Source organism: Psychrobacillus insolitus (assembly GCF_003254155.1).
GTDB lineage: Bacteria > Bacillota > Bacilli > Bacillales_A > Planococcaceae > Psychrobacillus > Psychrobacillus insolitus.
In genome coordinates, this window is record NZ_QKZI01000001.1 from 1224599 (window position 1) to 1242168 (window position 17570).

The 17570-nt window shown below is 33.6% G+C and carries 17 protein-coding genes; 5 read left to right on the plus strand and 12 right to left on the minus strand.

Annotated features, from left to right (window positions below):
• Positions 1 to 101 precede the first annotated feature (101 nt).
• A complete protein-coding gene (gene cbpB, locus C7437_RS06105; protein WP_111438729.1) occupies positions 102 to 545 on the minus strand; it encodes a cyclic-di-AMP-binding protein CbpB in 444 nt (147 codons plus the stop codon).
• Positions 546 to 656: 111 nt separating this feature from the next.
• The gene (gene fadH, locus C7437_RS06110; RefSeq protein WP_111438730.1) at positions 657 to 1424 is read right to left on the minus strand and encodes a 2,4-dienoyl-CoA reductase; all 768 of its coding nucleotides are present in this window, start codon (positions 1422 to 1424) and stop codon (positions 657 to 659) included.
• Positions 1425 to 1626: 202 nt separating this feature from the next.
• Between fadH and C7437_RS06115 the strand changes: the two genes are divergently transcribed.
• Positions 1627 to 2094: a YkyB family protein gene (locus C7437_RS06115; RefSeq protein WP_111438731.1), complete on the plus strand. Its 468-nt coding sequence runs from the start codon at positions 1627 to 1629 to the stop codon at positions 2092 to 2094.
• A gap of 351 nt (positions 2095 to 2445) precedes the next feature.
• On the opposite strand, the gene C7437_RS06120 is transcribed toward C7437_RS06115, so the two are convergent.
• The 4 genes from C7437_RS06120 to C7437_RS06135 form a co-directional block, all read right to left on the minus strand.
• Positions 2446 to 3351: a chemotaxis protein gene (locus C7437_RS06120; RefSeq protein ID WP_111438732.1), complete on the minus strand. Its 906-nt coding sequence runs from the start codon at positions 3349 to 3351 to the stop codon at positions 2446 to 2448.
• Positions 3352 to 3383: 32 nt separating this feature from the next.
• A complete protein-coding gene (locus C7437_RS06125; RefSeq protein ID WP_111438733.1) occupies positions 3384 to 4253 on the minus strand; it encodes an NAD(P)-dependent oxidoreductase in 870 nt (289 codons plus the stop codon).
• 170 nt (positions 4254 to 4423) lie between these two features.
• Positions 4424 to 4585 (minus strand): aspartyl-phosphate phosphatase Spo0E family protein, encoded by a 162-nt coding sequence (locus C7437_RS06130; RefSeq protein ID WP_111438734.1) that lies wholly within the window; start codon positions 4583 to 4585, stop codon positions 4424 to 4426.
• A 90-nt stretch (positions 4586 to 4675) separates the two neighbouring features.
• Positions 4676 to 4864 (minus strand): hypothetical protein, encoded by a 189-nt coding sequence (locus tag C7437_RS06135; RefSeq protein ID WP_111438735.1) that lies wholly within the window; start codon positions 4862 to 4864, stop codon positions 4676 to 4678.
• 125 nt (positions 4865 to 4989) lie between these two features.
• Between C7437_RS06135 and C7437_RS06140 the strand changes: the two genes are divergently transcribed.
• The 3 genes from C7437_RS06140 to C7437_RS06150 all read left to right on the plus strand — a co-directional run bounded on the left by C7437_RS06140 (position 4990) and on the right by C7437_RS06150 (position 6701).
• Complete coding sequence (locus tag C7437_RS06140; protein ID WP_111438736.1) at positions 4990 to 5178, plus strand: DUF2187 family protein; 189 nt, start codon at positions 4990 to 4992, stop codon at positions 5176 to 5178.
• Positions 5179 to 5350: 172 nt separating this feature from the next.
• Positions 5351 to 5962, plus strand: a complete 612-nt coding sequence (locus tag C7437_RS06145; protein WP_111438737.1) for a CPBP family intramembrane glutamic endopeptidase — start codon at positions 5351 to 5353, stop codon at positions 5960 to 5962.
• A gap of 52 nt (positions 5963 to 6014) precedes the next feature.
• Positions 6015 to 6701, plus strand: a complete 687-nt coding sequence (locus C7437_RS06150; protein WP_111438738.1) for a hypothetical protein — start codon at positions 6015 to 6017, stop codon at positions 6699 to 6701.
• A gap of 309 nt (positions 6702 to 7010) precedes the next feature.
• Here the strand turns inward: C7437_RS06150 and C7437_RS06155 are convergent, their stop codons facing one another.
• Positions 7011 to 7457: a MarR family winged helix-turn-helix transcriptional regulator gene (locus C7437_RS06155; RefSeq protein WP_111438739.1), complete on the minus strand. Its 447-nt coding sequence runs from the start codon at positions 7455 to 7457 to the stop codon at positions 7011 to 7013.
• A 56-nt stretch (positions 7458 to 7513) separates the two neighbouring features.
• The gene (locus tag C7437_RS06160) at positions 7514 to 8587 is read right to left on the minus strand and encodes an ATP-binding protein (RefSeq protein ID WP_111438740.1); all 1074 of its coding nucleotides are present in this window, start codon (positions 8585 to 8587) and stop codon (positions 7514 to 7516) included.
• Between the two features lie 185 nt (positions 8588 to 8772).
• Between C7437_RS06160 and C7437_RS06165 the strand changes: the two genes are divergently transcribed.
• Positions 8773 to 10581 carry a B12-binding domain-containing radical SAM protein gene (locus C7437_RS06165; protein ID WP_111438741.1) on the plus strand — a complete coding sequence of 603 codons (1809 nt, stop codon included), beginning with the start codon at positions 8773 to 8775 and terminating at the stop codon, positions 10579 to 10581.
• A gap of 133 nt (positions 10582 to 10714) precedes the next feature.
• On the opposite strand, the gene C7437_RS06170 is transcribed toward C7437_RS06165, so the two are convergent.
• The 4 genes from C7437_RS06170 to C7437_RS06185 form a co-directional block, all read right to left on the minus strand.
• A complete protein-coding gene (locus tag C7437_RS06170) occupies positions 10715 to 12067 on the minus strand; it encodes a TrkH family potassium uptake protein (RefSeq protein ID WP_111438742.1) in 1353 nt (450 codons plus the stop codon).
• Positions 12068 to 12167: 100 nt separating this feature from the next.
• The gene (locus tag C7437_RS06175) at positions 12168 to 12956 is read right to left on the minus strand and encodes a TerC family protein (protein ID WP_111438743.1); all 789 of its coding nucleotides are present in this window, start codon (positions 12954 to 12956) and stop codon (positions 12168 to 12170) included.
• A 222-nt stretch (positions 12957 to 13178) separates the two neighbouring features.
• Complete coding sequence (locus C7437_RS06180; protein ID WP_111438744.1) at positions 13179 to 14267, minus strand: SDR family oxidoreductase; 1089 nt, start codon at positions 14265 to 14267, stop codon at positions 13179 to 13181.
• 88 nt (positions 14268 to 14355) lie between these two features.
• Entirely contained in the window at positions 14356 to 17430 is a 3075-nt protein-coding gene (locus tag C7437_RS06185) for an efflux RND transporter permease subunit (RefSeq protein ID WP_111438745.1), read from the minus strand.
• Between the last annotated feature and the right edge of the window lie 140 nt (positions 17431 to 17570).

A 17570-nucleotide genomic window follows, 5' to 3' on the forward strand; every position in this document is an offset into this window, starting at 1 on the left:
TTTAGAAAAGCGCAAGCTCCTATCACTGCTAAGTGCACAATATTATATACCTGTAAAAAGAAAAAAAGGCCCTTTATTAGGCCTCCTTCAATTTTCCCATATTATGCTTGCGATTGATATAAGTACTTTTTCATTTGCTTCAAAATTACTCTTCTTGTAAGTATACCCAAAAAAGTATGTTCGTCATCCACAACACATACATAAGGATTATCCACTAATAAATCCAAACCTCTTTGAAATTTATCATTAATGTGAATAGTTGCTAAATCAGATTTCATAATATCTTCTACTTTTATAGAAGATAGTCGTTCATATTCAATATGTGCTAATCCAAGAATTTCATCCGTAATTTGCTGCGCGCTAATTAACCCTTTGAGTCTGTACCTCATGTCCAACACTGGAATGGAAGAATATCCTGTTTTTGTTAATACTAACAATGCATGTTCTGCATTATTTCCTAATTGAACATGAGCTACTTTTTCAGCAGAAATCACAAATTCTTCAATCGGTATTTCTAAAAAACCTCTATTATTCACAGATATCATTGCATTCTACTCCTTTGCCTGTTTTCCAATTGAAAACACAACCTATAAAACTATCATAACATAAACAAGGAATAAAATACCATGAAAACGTTTACAAAATAATTCAATTCTTTAGAATGGGAATTGATTTAACCATTGTCCGCCGTCTAAAGTAACTATTTCCCCGTTCATATATGAAGCTTTATCAGAAAGAATGAATGTTGCAAGCTCAGCAACTTCCTCTGGTTTACCTAGTCTACCCAAAGGTACCGCATCAAGTGTTCTTTTAGCAGCCTCTTCTGATTCCCAAAGCTTTCCTGCACCTCCAGTTCGCTCTATTGGTCCCGGAGCAATACCATTTACTCGTATTCCATATTTTTTACCCCATTCAACAGCTAGTGTTCTCGTTAAAGACATCACTCCTGCTTTTGCGGCTGCTGAATGAGCAACGCCAACTCCTGCTCCCCACGCATAAGTTGCAAGCATATTTAATATGGTTCCTTTACCATCATTTGCAATCCAATAGTTTCCAACTGCGCTTGAACAATAAAATGATCCATTTAAAACGATATCGATAACAGATTTCCACCCATTTGGAGTAAGTTTTTCCGTTTCAACAATAAAGTTTCCTGCAGCATTATTAACTAACCCATCAATTCGACCAAAAGTTTTCACAGTAAAAGCGACCATGGCTTCCACATGCTCCGGATTGCGAACATCCATTTGAAAAATCGCAACGTTAGGACCATTTTCGATAATTTCATGCTTAGCTGTTTCTAATCGCTCTAAATCTCTCCCCGTAATGACCACGTTTGCTCCTTCCGAAACAAACTTCATCGCCATATACTTCCCCATACCACTTGATCCACCAGTAATAATAATTGTTTTCCCCTGTAACATGTCTCAACACCCCTTTTAATTGAATGACCATTCATTCAAATTTTAGCATAGATGAACAAATCCGCAAATGAAATTGTTCATATTTCCTATCCCTTACATCGAACTGAATCAATAGATTACTTTACTTTTTTGATTTTTGTATACAATTATTCCTTAAATTGCTATGATAAGAAAATATAATATATTTATACAGGGGGATTCGATGGCAACTTTAACAAATGAAGAACAAATTGCAACTGCTATTTACACTGTTAATCGTCACGCAAAAACTGCAATTGACAATAAACCACTCTACTCACTAAAAAAACAAGCCATTGATAAAATGGTAACTGAAAATAAAGCGAAAAAAGTTGGCTTACACTTTGTTCGTAATCCCAAAAATAGCCAACAGCAATCCTCTGTATTAATCGAATGTGCTGATTACTATTTTCATGTAATTCCTATGAAAGAGGATTTTAAAAATTTACCGCATCTTGGTCATTTAGATGATACGTATAGAAATCCAATTCGTAAAATGAATTTAAAAGTAGCAAAACAACTGCTAGTTGATTATATAGGACCTCAGCCCATCATTAAGCAACCTACAAAGAAAACAACGCCATACACTTCTCAGTTTTCTAGCCCCCAAAAATGGTACGAGCAAAATAGAAAATCTTATTTTGATAGATAATAAGAACAAGATCGAGGAGCTTAAGAAAGTGACGTAGTCATTTTCTTAAGCTCCTCGATCTTTTAAGTTAAAGTATAAGACTTACGTACTATCCAGAGCGATCCAAGTGGAGGAAATTCTAACACTTTTCTCTATGGCCGTTTCCGGTTTAGCATTGGAAAAAACTTATGGTAACAAGATAAAACGATAAAAACAGTAAATGAGCAAAATTGACATACGACATAATTTAAAATAAGTGTAAATATAGAACAAAAGTCCCTTTTTGCACTTATTTACGGATATGTCGTATGTTCATTTTGTTCTTTTTTACACTTGAACGTTCCCGGTTCACTTAAGCCATTCTTTTTCTAACTATAAAATATATTGATCAATTTTAAGAACTAGTTCCGCGATTTCTGGTTTACTAATTTGAGCCTCCGCTCCAACTTTATCACCTTTGTGGCGCAAGTCTTCTGTTATTAAACTAGAAAAAATTAGCACTGGAAGTTTAGCTAAATGACTATTTTCCTTTATTCTTCTAGTAAAAGTATGTCCATCTAACTGAGGCATTTCAATATCAGTAACAACTATATGTACATGCTCAGAAATATCTGTGGATACTTTTTCTAAACCTTCTAAGTATGCAATAGCATCTTTTCCATTTTCAAAAAACTCTAGATTTACATACCCCGCTTCGTTTAGCGTATCATGTAATAGCTTTCGAAGTAATGGAGAGTCTTCAGCAATGACTATTTTTTTATTAGAACGTTCACGCTTCCCCAGTTTTTTTATAGAGTTCACGTTTATACCTAATTCTGGATTTATCTCTACAATAATTCTTTCAAAGTCTAACAAAAGAATCATTTCTTCTTCTCTTTTAATAACCCCAATAACATGTGACGTACCATTTCGATAGATATTTGAAGGCTTTTCTATTTGCTCCCAAGAAATACGATGAATTTGCTTGACGTTACTTACATGGAAAATCACTTTTTGGTTATTAAACTCTGTAACTATATATTTATCTTGTTGATTTGCAGCTGATTTTGGAATACCTAAAACCTTCTCTAAATTAACAACCGGTAAAACTTCGCCTCTTAATTGTACGATACCTTCCACATGATCATGTACATGTGGCACAAATGTAATTATTAAAGGTTCGATAATCTCTTTTACCTTTATGACATTAATACCAAATTTATTCACTCCTACTTGAAACTCTACAATTTCTAATTCATTGGTACCACTTTCAAGAAGAGTTCCTTGATTCTGTGTCATATTGACTGTCCTTTCATCTCTAATTTTATAAGTTATTTATAAGCTTTTATTAACGCTTGTGTACCATTATTTTCGTACCCTAATGACACTAGTTCATCATACATCGATTTAGCTAGAGTTAATCCTGGAAGGTTTAAGTTCATCTTTTCTGACTCTTCTAAAGCAATTTTCATATCTTTTACGATATGTTTAATATAAAAACCTGGTTCGAAATCTTCTGCTACCATTCGAGGAGCTAAGTTGCTTAGAGACCATGATCCCGCTGCCCCTGATGATATAGAGCGCAATACTTGTTCTAAATCTAATCCTGCTTTTTTACCGTAAGCTAATGCTTCACATACTCCAATCATACCTGTTGCAATGGTAATTTGATTACACAATTTTGTATGTTGACCAGATCCTGCAAGACCTTGATATAAGATAGTTTCTCCGAAAAGGCTTAAAACCGGTAACATTTCATCGAAAATCTCTTTCTCTCCACCACACATGATGGACAGCTTTCCTGATTTGGCTCCAATATCTCCACCTGAGACAGGAGCATCAAGCGATCCCATTTCTTTTTCTTTTGCAGCACTATCTATTTTTTTAGCTAATGTAGGAGTAGATGTTGTCATATCAATTACAATTAACCCTTTATTATCTGCTTCAAAAATTCCATTTTTCCCAAAATAAATTTCTTCCACATCATGTGGATAACCAACCATTGTGAAAACAATCTGAACTTTTTCAGCTAATTCTTTTGGATGATTAACCCAAGTAGCCCCTAAAGAAATAAGTTCTTCTGCTTTTTCTTTTGTTCGGGTATAGATTATCACTTCATGTCCAGCATCCAATAAATGCATTACTAAACTTTTCCCCATTACACCTGTGCCAATAAAACCTGTTTTTAGTTTCCCTATCATGTCTTTTCCCCCAGTAAATTATTTAGGCTATCTATAGTGTACCAAAAAAAGAGGTTCATCCAAATACTTTTGGATGAACCTTTTAAAAGGGGGAAATGAGAATGTTGCTGTGTTCTTTATTAATATAGCCATTTTCATTTATTTTAAACCTTTTTTCAAAAATAAATGAACTATTTATTGATCTCATTACTAATGATTTGTATTTCATTTAATAATACATCAAGTTTTTTACTTAACAGGATTGTATTTTCATCTGCTATTCCATTTTCTAAAGCAGATTTAATCATCTCATCCCTCGTATGTTCTATTTGATTTAATATAGATTCACGCAATACAACATCCCCCCACTGAAACAATTAGATTTTAGTATACCTTCTTTAAAGTTATATGAAACTTACAAAATTGTGACCCAAATCGCCAAATCAGCTTCTCTCTTTTAGTAAATATGTATATACTACCGTGGCCCCTTGTTTTGCACTTCCTGAAAAATGCTTAAAATCTTCTCTTTTAATAAGTACTTCACGAAAAGCTAGAAATTCTTCTTTCGAGATCTCTAATGATTGTATGTCACCTACTCGTAACATATTTAGCTTTTCTTCATATAAATTCATCTCTAACATTCCTTTCTAATATATAATGATTCATAGCTCCATTTTTTATTAGTAAAATACTTTACGAATCCCATTTTTTAAGGCAAACTGTATTGTAATAACTTCTAGAAAAGAGGAGACAATCTATGAGAATTGCTGAAGTTGGTAATATAATTGAATTTGAAGACGGTCTTCAAGGTATTGTAGAAAAGGTTAATGAAAACTCTGTAATTGTAAATTTAACTTTTATGGAAAACTTTAATGAACTAGAACTTGAAGAAAAAACGGTAATCAATCATAAGCGCTATACAATATTATATAGTAATGATGAATAAACGTCATGCCGTTCCTCTTACCTTGAAGAACGGCATTTAACTTTTTTTAAACATATGCAAACAATCTACATCAAATGCTTCGGAACTCCAAACTATTCGAACAATATTATGCTTTTTAAAAATCTGATTAATAGTCGAGGCAATTTGAAATTATAAGAAGGAAGTGCATTACATGAACTACGAATTACCAAAAAAGAATCTTTTATTTTGTCTCTTTTTTGCTTATGCTTTTACCTGGATTACTTTTTCAAATGATAAGGTATTTTGGTATTTTTACACTTTCACGACCCTTTTCCTCATGTCGATGGCGTTTTACTATGCTAAAATTGAGGATGAAGTTAAAACACTCGAATATCTGATATTAGGTATCGGCTATGGAGTATTGACCTATGTAATTATAGCGGGTGGTTATAAGTTGCTCGAAATAATTCCTGTATTTTCCACAAGTAGTGTTGACCACTTTATAAGTAAATTTGGCCCTAATGCAATATGGCACTACTTACTACTACTATTTATAGTCGCACCTGCCGAAGAATTATTTTGGAGAGGATTCATCCAACAACAACTAAAACGCTGGCTCTCTCCTTTTTACGCAGTGATTTTAAGTTCAGCACTGTTTGGATTATCATTAATATTTAGTGGTTTTTGGATTGGCATTTTAGGTGCATTTCTATCCGGACTCATTTGGGGCTTTATATATGAGTGGAAGAAAAGTATGCCCCTTATTGTTATAGCTCACATCACAATGTTAATCCTGCTTTTCTTGATATTACCCTTAGGTTGAAACTTTTACAAACCAAACCCGTCTATACTACTATAAAAGGAACTGATTTACTTTGAAAAAAATAACTTCATTATTGTTCATCTTATTATTAACAGGTATTCTTGCAGCATGTGGTACAACTGCTGAGGATGTAGCAATTGAAGAAGAAAATATTACCGAAGATACAACAGTTGAAGAAAAAGTAGTAGAAGAAAACTTACTACCAGCTGAAGCAGATACTTCTGTAGAAGAAGTACCGAAAGAAACAGAAAGTAAGGAAGAATCTACTAATATAGACGACAAAAGTACTTCTAGCTCACCAGAAGAATTAGAAGGAACTGTCGTACAAAGTGATAACCAAAATTTTGCAATCACTGTAGTAGCTGGTTTTGAGTTAACTGGTGAGGAGCCGAATAAAGACCTTCTATTTAACAAAGAGAATGACGCTCAGTCAATGAGAATTGAAACGTTTAAAGAAGCTGGAGTAAATATCACGGATGTGACAAATAATTTAGTTGAAACATTAAAGGCATCTAATGAACAAGCAGAAGTTATACAAATAACTGATGAGAATCAATTACCTTTTAATGAATTTATTGAAGAAGCAAATGGTTTCCAAATTGATACACCAGATGGAAAAGTTTCAGGTTATACATTTATTAAAGATGGAATGGTTGTAAAACTTACGGTATTTGATACAGTAGATGCACCTGCTTTAGAATTATTTGTAGAAATGGCAGAAACAATCAGTTCAAAATAAGAAAAGCGCCTTTTTTCTATATGGACGTTTTCAGTTCGCTTTGGACTAAACTTTTTGGTACAGGATAAACTAGAAAGACTAATAGGGGAGCTATGTGACTGGGTCACATAGCTCTTCTATTTTTTTCGGTTGTACAATATATGAATTTGGTGAAATAAAAAATGCCAGAAAATCAGTTTTACTGACTTTCTGGACAGTCCCTAGACAAATAATTAAATCAATTATAGCCTACTAAAATTTTGCACTAACGTCATTTGACAAAGAACCATAAAAAAGCTTTGAGCTTAACTCCTGCCCAAAGTTCTTATTTTAATAAGATAGATTTTTAATTGACAACCCTAACTTTTTAAGAAGTTCGATTACTTGATCTTTTTCTTCTTCAGATAGTGCCCCCATCAACTCTACTAATTGAGCTTCATGTCTTGGGAAAAGTTCATCCATAAAGGAATTTCCTTCATCCGTAATTTCGGCAAATGTTACACGACGATCTGTAGGACTAGAAACTCGAGTAATATAACCTCTACCTTCCAACTTATCTACTACATACGTAATAGAACCACTCGCTAATAAAATTTTGTTACCGATTTTTTGAAGTGGCTGTTTTCCTTTATGATATAAAAGCTCAAGTACAGCAAATTCCGTAGGATTTAGACCATTTTCTTGGAAAAACTGATTCGAACATTCGTGAATTACTTTATGGGCACGTGACAGTACAATAAATAATTTTAGTGCACTGTTCGATTCTTCGTTTGTCATACTTGTCATCCTCACCTATATAAAATACATTAAGTCTCATTATATAGGAAAAATCATTAAATTGTCAAAACAGAATGAATTTCATGCGATTGTGGGAAAATAAAATGAAATGTCGTTCCAACTCCAACCGTACTTTCCACTTCAATTTTACCTTCATGTTGTTCGACCACTTGAAAAGCATGAGCTAGCCCTAATCCAGTTCCCGTTTCTTTCGTAGTAAAAAATGGATCAAATATTTTTGATAAGTTTTCTCTTTCGATTCCATAACCTTGATCTTGTATAGTAATAATCACCTGATTATCTGAAAAATTTGAAAATTTTATGAAAATATCTCCACCATTAGGCATTACTTCTATGGCATTTTTAATAGAATTTATTAGCACTTGCTTTAATAAGTTACGATCTCCATCAATATTACAATAGCTATTTACCTCATAACATGTGCTTATATTTATATGTTGCATTAATGCTTGTGGTGCCATAAAATTAACTACTTCTTGCAGTAATAATTTCATATCAATAATACTTTTTTTATACTCAGTTGGTTTTGATACTTGAAGAAATTCCGTAAGTATTTCTTCCATTCTTTTAATTTCATCGTTAATAACGGCTAAATATCGCTTTCCATCATCATTTGTAGTTTTATCTAACAATTGAGTGAAACCCTTTAAAGAAGTCATGGGATTTCTAATTTCATGTGCAATACTTGCAGCCAATTGACCGATTGCGCTAAGTGATTCATTGTGAGCTAAGCATTTTTTTAAATACATTTTTTCGGATTCATCAATTACTTCTACTAAAATTAAATCGGTTAATGCTTCTTTAGTTACTTTTAGTTTAATATACTTTAGTTCCCCTTTAAACGTTTGAATTTCGGTAAGCATATACGCTTGTCCATTTTTTGATAATTTAATCATAAATTCTTTTTTTTCATGATGTGTCGAGTTTAATAATTCAAAGAGTCTCATAACATTCATTCCTATTAGTTCGTTACGCTTTGTATCCAGTAACACTTCCATTTGAGAATTAATATCTACTATTTCACCGCTATTATTAACAAAAATAAGTCCACTTGAAAATAATTGAAAAGCTCGTTCGAAATTTCGCTTATTATTAAATGCTTCCAGCATGAAATCACCTACCCCTTATTATTAAGTATTTATAAATGATTCTGCTCTTTCCATAATTACCCTAATATCTATTAATTCTGATTATTCCATACCTATCAAATTATTGAAATAGGTACTACAACCTATATTGTCGACAACCATATTACTTGTTACAATATATTAGCGAACAAAAGGAGTTTACTAAAATGAATATTATATTAGCTACACTAAATGCCAAGTTTATCCATACAAATTTAGCCTTGCGCTGTCTTAAGGCTTACGCAGAACCAGAATTCTCACCAATAATTGCCGAATATACAATAAAAGATCCTACCTTTAATATAGTTGCGGACTTGTACCAAAAGAAGCCTTCTATCATAGGATTTAGTTGTTACATTTGGAATATCGAAGAAACAATAAAAGTAATAAAAATGATTAAAACGGTAGACCCCTCTATAAAAATTGTTTTAGGAGGACCTGAAGTTTCTTATGATACAAATGTTTGGTTACGCCAGGTTGAAGAAATCGATTATATAATTGTCGGTGAAGGGGAACAATCATTTAAAGATCTATTAAATTATTTAAGCGGGAAAGAATCGTTAAAAAATGTTCCTGGTCTAGCTTATGTGACAGAAAACAAATTTATTCTACATCCAATTCCAAAAAAATTAGACTTAAGAGAATCTCCTTCTCCTTATCGATTTGAAGAAGATGTTTCTAATTTGTCTAAGCGTATTGCATATATTGAAACAAGCCGTGGCTGCCCATTTTCTTGTCAATTCTGTTTGTCTTCGATTGAAGTTGGAGTTAGATATTTTAATCGTGATAAAGTAAAAGAAGATATCCGTTATTTAATGGCAAATGGTGCAAAAACAATTAAATTTGTTGACCGAACGTTTAATATTAGCAGAAGTTATGCAATGGAAATGTTTCAATTTTTAATAGATGAACATGTTCCAGGAGTAGTATTTCAATTCGAAATTACTGCAGATATCATGCGTCCAGAAGTGATTCAATTTTTAAATGAAAATGCCCCTGCTGGATTGTTCCGTTTTGAAATTGGCGTTCAATCGACAAATGATTTAACGAATGAACTAGTACAAAGAAGACAAAATTTTGACAAGTTAAAACGTACAGTTACTATGGTAAAAGCTGGTGGGAAAATAGATCAGCATTTAGACTTAATAGCTGGTTTACCTGAAGAAGATTACGATTCATTTAGAAATACGTTTAATGAAGTATTTGAGATGCGTCCAGAAGAACTACAGTTAGGCTTTTTAAAGTTACTACGTGGGACTGGGTTGCGTGTAGAAGCGGAGAAATACGGATATGTATACGTCGATCAAGCTCCATATGAAATATTTTCTAACAATGTGTTAACTTTTGATGACATCCTTCGCATTAAACAAGTGGAAGATGTGTTAGAAAAATACTGGAATGCTCATAGAATGGATCGCACTCTTGAATTCCTATTCGAAAATGCATATGAAACACCATTCGACTTCTTTCAACAATTCGGCACATTTTGGGAAGAAAAAAATTGGTCTAAAATTGGTCACCAGTTAGAAGATTTATTTACACGATTATATGCATACTTATTAAATAGCGAAAATATTTCTTTACCAACAATAAAAAGTGTCATGAAAATTGATTATTTATCGAAACTTAAATTCCAACCACGCAAACCATGGTGGGAAAATGACCTTACAAAAGATGAGCAAGCTAGCGTTTACAAACAGCTTATAAACGAACCAGAACTTGCTGGACAAGAGTTTGTAGCGTTAAATTTGAATGAAAAAGAATTATATAAGCAAACCTTCATTACTCCAATTTCTATTTGCTTTAACTCGTATCAACAAGGAATCATCTTAGAAAAAGAAGGTTACTTAGTAACAACTTTCAGTAAACAATCTACCCCACATTTTTCATATATCGAGAAAAGCGGAAGCGCCTATCACTGCGTAAGGCAGCAAATGGGGAATCGCGAGGAGGCAGCTCCTCAGCCACCGCAGTGATTACCCATTTGACTCCGAGGTGCAACGATCTTCTGCGACGAGCTTCGCGCAGGAGCACAGGCTGCTTGCGCTAGACACTAGAGAAAGAACCGAGCAAACAAGCCCTTTAAGGACTTGTTGCTCGGTTTTCTTTTTATCCAATAATGACACGCTCTTTTGGATAATGATACTTTGTTTGATTACTTTTACCACCCAATGAAAACAAGAACGAAATCAATCCTACCCGACCGATGAACATTAATATCATAATCGTCACTTTACCTATATTCGACAATTCATTTGTAATACCAAGTGACATTCCACAAGTTCCGAATGCCGATGTTATTTCAAAAATAATTTGAGTTATTGTTAAAGTTGGCTCAGTTATTGTAAGTAATATGGTGGCCATAGATACCATGATTAATGCTAAAATAATAACAGCATATGACCGAAAAATATCTATTAGATGGATTTCTCGATTAAAAATTTGAATATTTGTCTTGCCTCTTGAAAAGTTTATTAAAAACAAAACGGCAATAGCAAATGTAGTAGTACGAATTCCTCCACCCACAGAACTAGGTGATGCTCCGATAAACATAAGCGCACTCATAAAGAAAGTGGTTCCTTCATTGAAGAGAGTCACATCAACTGTAGTTAATCCTGCTGATCGAGTCGAAACAGAATGGAAAAAAGCAGAGAAAAACTTTTCGTGCCAAGGCATATCTTTAAACGAATTAAACATTTCAAGTAAATAGATCATAACTGTACCAAATACTAAAAGTATTCCATATGTAATCGTTGTTAATTTAGTAAAAAGTGAAAATCGAAAGCTTTTGTTTTTATTGGAAAGAAATTCTTTTACTTCTATTAATACCGGGAACCCAATTGCTCCAAAAACAATAAGAATAGAAGTTATAATTTGAACAAAATAATCGTTATGATAAGGTATTAATGACTGTCCAGTGATGTCGAACCCTGCATTAGTCGTAGCAGAAACAGATGTAAATACCCCATGCATAAATGCCTGTTTAAATGTATCAAAATACTCCGTAAAATAGAGAGTTAGTAAAACAGCTCCAACAATCTGGATTAATAAAAGTATCTTGACGATTTCTTTAATCAGATAAACTACACCTGATAAATTGGATTGGTTATGATCTATCATGATCAATTGTCTTTCTCGCAGTCCAATTTTCTTTCCTGAGATAAGCCAAATAAACGTCCCTAAAGACATGATTCCGATTCCACCAAGTTGGAGGATTAAAATTAACATAACGTAACCAAAAACACTGTACGTTTCCGATATATTTAAAGATGTCAATCCTGTTACACTCACTGCACTTACTGCAGTAAACAAACTATCTATAAAGTCGACTTCAACTCCAGGCTTATGAACACCTGGTAAACGAAGTAAAACAACAGAAACTGCGATCGCAATGAAATAATACGTAACGATAACTTGAGCTGGTATAAACTTTCTTCTTTTATTCATTTTAGATGATTTCATACGTATTATAATCCTTTCGACAATGAACTAAACTTATATCTCATTGTAGAAAAAAAAAGTAGAAAAAGATAGTTTAAACTATCTTCTTCTACTTTTTTAATTATGCAGATTGTTCTTTTTTGTTTTGTTTGACTCCGATTAAATATCCACCAATTGCAATCCCTAATAATACAGTCCAGAATACTATAGTCCATCCTGTAGAGTGTGGGAAATCTTCGCTTAATATCGCTACATTAGGATGAGCAAGTACCATGACAGTTAATTTAACTCCTACCCAACCTACGATTAGAAAAGCTGCAGTTTCTAGTGAAGGCATTTTTTCTAATAACTGAACAAATTTATGTGCCGCAAAACGCATAATTACAAGTCCAATTACACCACCTAAGAACATAACAGAGAACTGTCCAGCATTAATCCCACCAATGGCAAAGTCGCCAATATGAGGTAATGTTACAGCAATTGCTACTGCTGCAAGCATCGAGTCAATTGCAAACGCAATATCTGCAAGCTCAACTTTTAACACAGTTACCCAAAAACTTGATCCCTTTTTTTCTATTTTCTCTGTATTTCCATTTTCCAATTGCTTTTCTTCTTCTGCTTTATGTTTTCGTTGATCATAAATATGTTTGAACGAAATAAATAGTAAATAAGCTGCTCCGATTGCTTGCACTTGCCAAATTTTCACCAAGAAAGTAATCATAAATAACGCAGCGAATCTAAATACGAAAGCTCCAATTAAACCATAAAATAATGCTTTCTTCTGTTGCACTTTTGGTAAATGTTTTACCATTACAGCCATTACGACCGCATTATCTGCTGCAAGTAAACCTTCCAATCCAACTAGAACTAATAATACCCATCCGTACTCCAATAATATTGCTAAATCCATCTGTGCATCCTCCTTTTTAAACATAAAAAGACCCTTGCCTAAAAAAGGCAAAGGTCTCGCTAAGCAAATTTAATAATTTACTATCATAACCGATGGCAAAAGCCATGTATTGACGACTATGAAATAGGTTTCCCCATAGCTACTCCCCTTTGACGCGATGTCAAAAGTGTATTTATTTATGTAGATTACTATAACATATGAATAATATAATTCCAAGTAAAACTACTTGATCGGAATATGAAATGTTTTATCTGCTTTATGTTCATTATAAAAACGAATCATAGATGGAATAGATTCAATGAAATCTGGACAATTGATGTTCCCTTTACTTAATATGCTGTCGGAATTTGTCGTATCAAAGGAAGATTGCCAAGTTAAATAATCCAATGTCTCTTTTTCTACTTGTAAAAACTTTCGAATAGATGAAAGAGATACAGATACTTTTGCTAAAGACAATGGGATTCTACCTTTTGGATATTTACCAGTGAGCTCTTTGACAAATGCACGATATATTTCTTCTACTGGATAGGGGTTTGGATCAGTTAGATGAACCGTTTTCGACACTGCTTCTTCACTAAGACTACAATAGATTGCTGCTTTTGTTATATAGTCACTTGGCACGACATTGATAAAAGAAGTTGACTTACCTAAGTACGGTATAATAGGTAACTTCTTTAAATTAGATATCATATTTACAAAAAAATATGGTCCGTCAAATTTAATCGTCTCCCCCGTTATAGAGTTTCCTCTCACTATTCCAGGTCGAACAATTGTAACAGGAATCTTTTCTTTTAAATGCTCTACAAGCAGTTCAGCTTCAAACTTTGTTTCTTCATAATGATTTTTGAAACCACTTGGTCGAATCAGTTCAGTTTCGTACAATACACCTTCTCTTTTTCCTGCTACATAAGCAGTACTAAAATACATATATCGTTTTAAATGAGGAAATTGTACGACTACTTGATTAAATGTATCTGTGCCATGTACATTCACTTTCCACGCAATATCTTTAGGAACTGCAAGATCATAGACTGCTGCTAAATGCCACACATATTTCACTTCTTCTTTTAGCTGTTCTATGATCCCTATTTCCATCCCTGCATTTGGTAATGTAATATCCCCTTCTACAATAACTACTTTTTGATCATTAAAATTATCTTTGCTAATTTCTTGTATTACTTCATCGGCTTTAACTAGTTGAGCTGGTAGGACTAAAACATAGATTGTCGAAAATACTTTTTGCTGACGTAATTCACAGATAATATTCTTGGCTAAAAACCCGGGAAAACCAGTTATTAATACAGAACTCATCTACCCACCCCCTTATATTGTCTAGCTACGAACACCTTTTATATTAGTATACTGAAAAAGGGCCTTCAATTGAAGACCCTTCCATTAATTATTTTTCAGAATTTTCAGAAGTTAAATTTCCTTTAATTCCCTTATCGAATAAACTATATATGACTGGTACCACAAATAAAGTGAAGAATGTCGAACTTATTAATCCACCAATAACGGTAATTGCCATTGGCTGATTAATCTCTGTACCCTCCCCGATACCTAACGCTAGTGGTACTAGGCCAAGAATTGTTGTTAATGCAGTCATAAGAATAGGTCGTACACGATCTCTTACAGAAGTAGTGATTGCATCGTATGAACTCATACCATCTGTTTTACGTTTATTTATATAATCAACTAAAACGATTCCGTTATTTACGACTATACCCACTAAGATCAATATACCAATAACGGCGGAAATACTAATTGGTGAGCTCGTTGTAAACAGCCCTATGAAGATACCAATAACAATAAGTGGAACAGTAAACATTATTACAAACGGGAACTTAAAGGACTCAAATTGGGCAGCCATTACGATATAAACTAAAACTACGGCTAATAATACGGCTAATATCATATCGCTTTTCGCATTTTCCAATAACTCGGTGTCTCCTCCAAATGTAACAAAGACATTCTCAGGTAAATTTACTTGTTCGATGATCTCATCCACTTTGTCTGACATATCTCCAAGTGAATAATCTGCTCCATATTTAACCGTGAGAGCGACTGCATGTGCCTGATCTACGCTTCTTATCGCTACTGGACCCTCTTTAACTTCTATTGTCGCCACATCTTGCAGATCAATGTATTGACCATATGGTGTACGTAGTTTCAATTGTTTTAACTGCTCAATGTTTTGACGTGACACTTCATCATATTTCACATTGACTCCATACACATTATCTTCTTCGGAAATAATTTGTGTTGCAAATACCCCTCTTGTTGCATTATTTACTGTTTGGGCTATTTGTGCAGGTGTTAAACCAAAGTCTATCGCTGCTTCTTTTTTTACAGACATTTGTATTTCTTCAACAGTTGCACTCAAATCAGTGTTAACTTTTACTACACCAGTAAGTTTTTCTAATTTACCCTGAAGTTCACTGACTGATTTATTTAACTCTTCTTTATCAGTTGAAAACATTGTAAAAGAAACAGTATTTGGTGTAGACCCAGATGCTGATTGCATATTAAAATTCACTTCAACATTCTCTCCAACAGTTTTCACTACTTTTGGCTGAATCTCATCCACAAATGTAAAGATGGAACGATCACGATCTTCTAGCTCTACTAGTTTTACATAAATTTCTGCAATATTAGACCTGGATGTTCCTCTAGATTGACCTTCTTGGTTTCCACCAACAAAGCTAACATACACTTCTATATCTTTTTCTTTTTGTAATTCCTTTTCAATTCTCTTAACTACTTCATCTGTAGCGGTGAAAGAGGAACCATTTTCTAGTCTCACCGCAATCGTTACAAATCCTTCATCCGTTGCTGGTAAAAATTCGGTGCCCACTCGGAATAATCCGAGTGTAGAAATAACTAGTAAAAAAGCAGTAATAGATAGGATAATTGCACGATGATTAAGCGACCATTTCACTGATTTCTCGAAGTTATTATACGCTTTGGATCTACGTCTCTTCGCTTCCATATCTCCTTTTGGTTTTTTCAACAATCTGCTAGCCATCATAGGAATAACCGTGATCGCAACTAACAATGAGGCTAACAAACTAAACGATATAGTTAAAGCAAATTCAGTAAAAATTTGCCCTATTAACCCAGATAAAAAAATGACGGGAACAAATACAGCTATTGTCGTTAAAGTAGAAGCAGTAATTGCTCCAATAACTTCTTTTGTACCAATGTAAGTAGCTTCTTTCGGATTTTTTCCTAGTCCCAAATGCCTCTCAATATTTTCTATTACAACAATAGAGTTATCTACAAGCATTCCAATCCCTAGAGCTAATGCTCCAAGTGTCATGATGTTAAGAGAAAAACCAGCAAAATACATTAATACAAACGTCACAATAACTGAATATGGTATTGCAACTCCTACAATAATGGGGCTTCTAATACCTTTCAAGAAAACAAACAAAACGACCATTGCCAATAACCCACCAGTTATTAGTGTTGTTCCAATATTACTAATAGCGAGTTTTACATAATCTCCTTGGTCAAATAAGATATTTGCTGTAACACCTTTATATTCTTCTTTTTCTAACACTTGATCGAGTGATTCTTGAAATGCTGTAGATACATCAGCAGTATTTGCACTAGATTCCTGGAAAACTGAAAGCAATACAGCAGGTTCTTCATTTGCTCTTGTTTCAGAACTTTGATCTTGTTCTACTAACTCAACCTTACCTACATCAGCGATTGTAACTGCTTTACCAGTCAATGGATTGACAGTTAACACTAAATTTTCAATATCACTAACACTTGTCAAAGTACTAATAATTCTTGTCGTTAATGATTTGTTATCATCCGTTTCAATTGGATTACCTGGTAACGAGATATTATTTACTTGGATCAACTGGACAATATCACTTTGTGTAAGTCCTTTTTCAACAAGTTTTTGTTGATCTAGTAAAATTTGGACTTCCTCTACGAGTGACCCAGAAATATTAACATTTGCTACACCTTCTGTACTTATTAACTCTTTTTCTAGTTCTTCAGCTATTAACCGTATGTTGGTATCGCCATCTGCAGCACGAAGGGATAATTGAATAACTGGGAATTGAGCAGGGTCAAATTTTAAATATTGGGGTTTACTTGCGCCGTCTGGGATCGGAATAACTTCTATTCGTTGGATGACGTCTAATTGGACGTCATCCATATCCATTGCCCAATCAAATTCCAATAAAATAAAATTAGCACCTTCTTGTGAAGTACTATTAATCGATTTAATACCCGGTAGTGTACTAAGTGAAGCTTCTAAAGGCTTGGTGATTTTTTCATCCACTTCTACTGGGCTTGCCCCAGCATAATTCGTCACAACAACTGCAATTGGTGGATTTAAGTCAGGAATTAATGTAATCGGGATTTTAAAAAAGGAAACTCCACCTAGTATGATTACTAACATCATAATTACTATTGTAAATACGGGCCTTTTTATGGAGAAATCACTTATTTTCATGTGCGTACCACCTTCTTTTATGCTATTACCATCATATGCTTTAGTGCCCAAGACTTCAATTATGAATTTAAAGAAAAGTACAGAAAGCCCGTTTTCTACAGGGACGTTGGTGAAATAAAAAAAATCAGCAAAGTGAATAT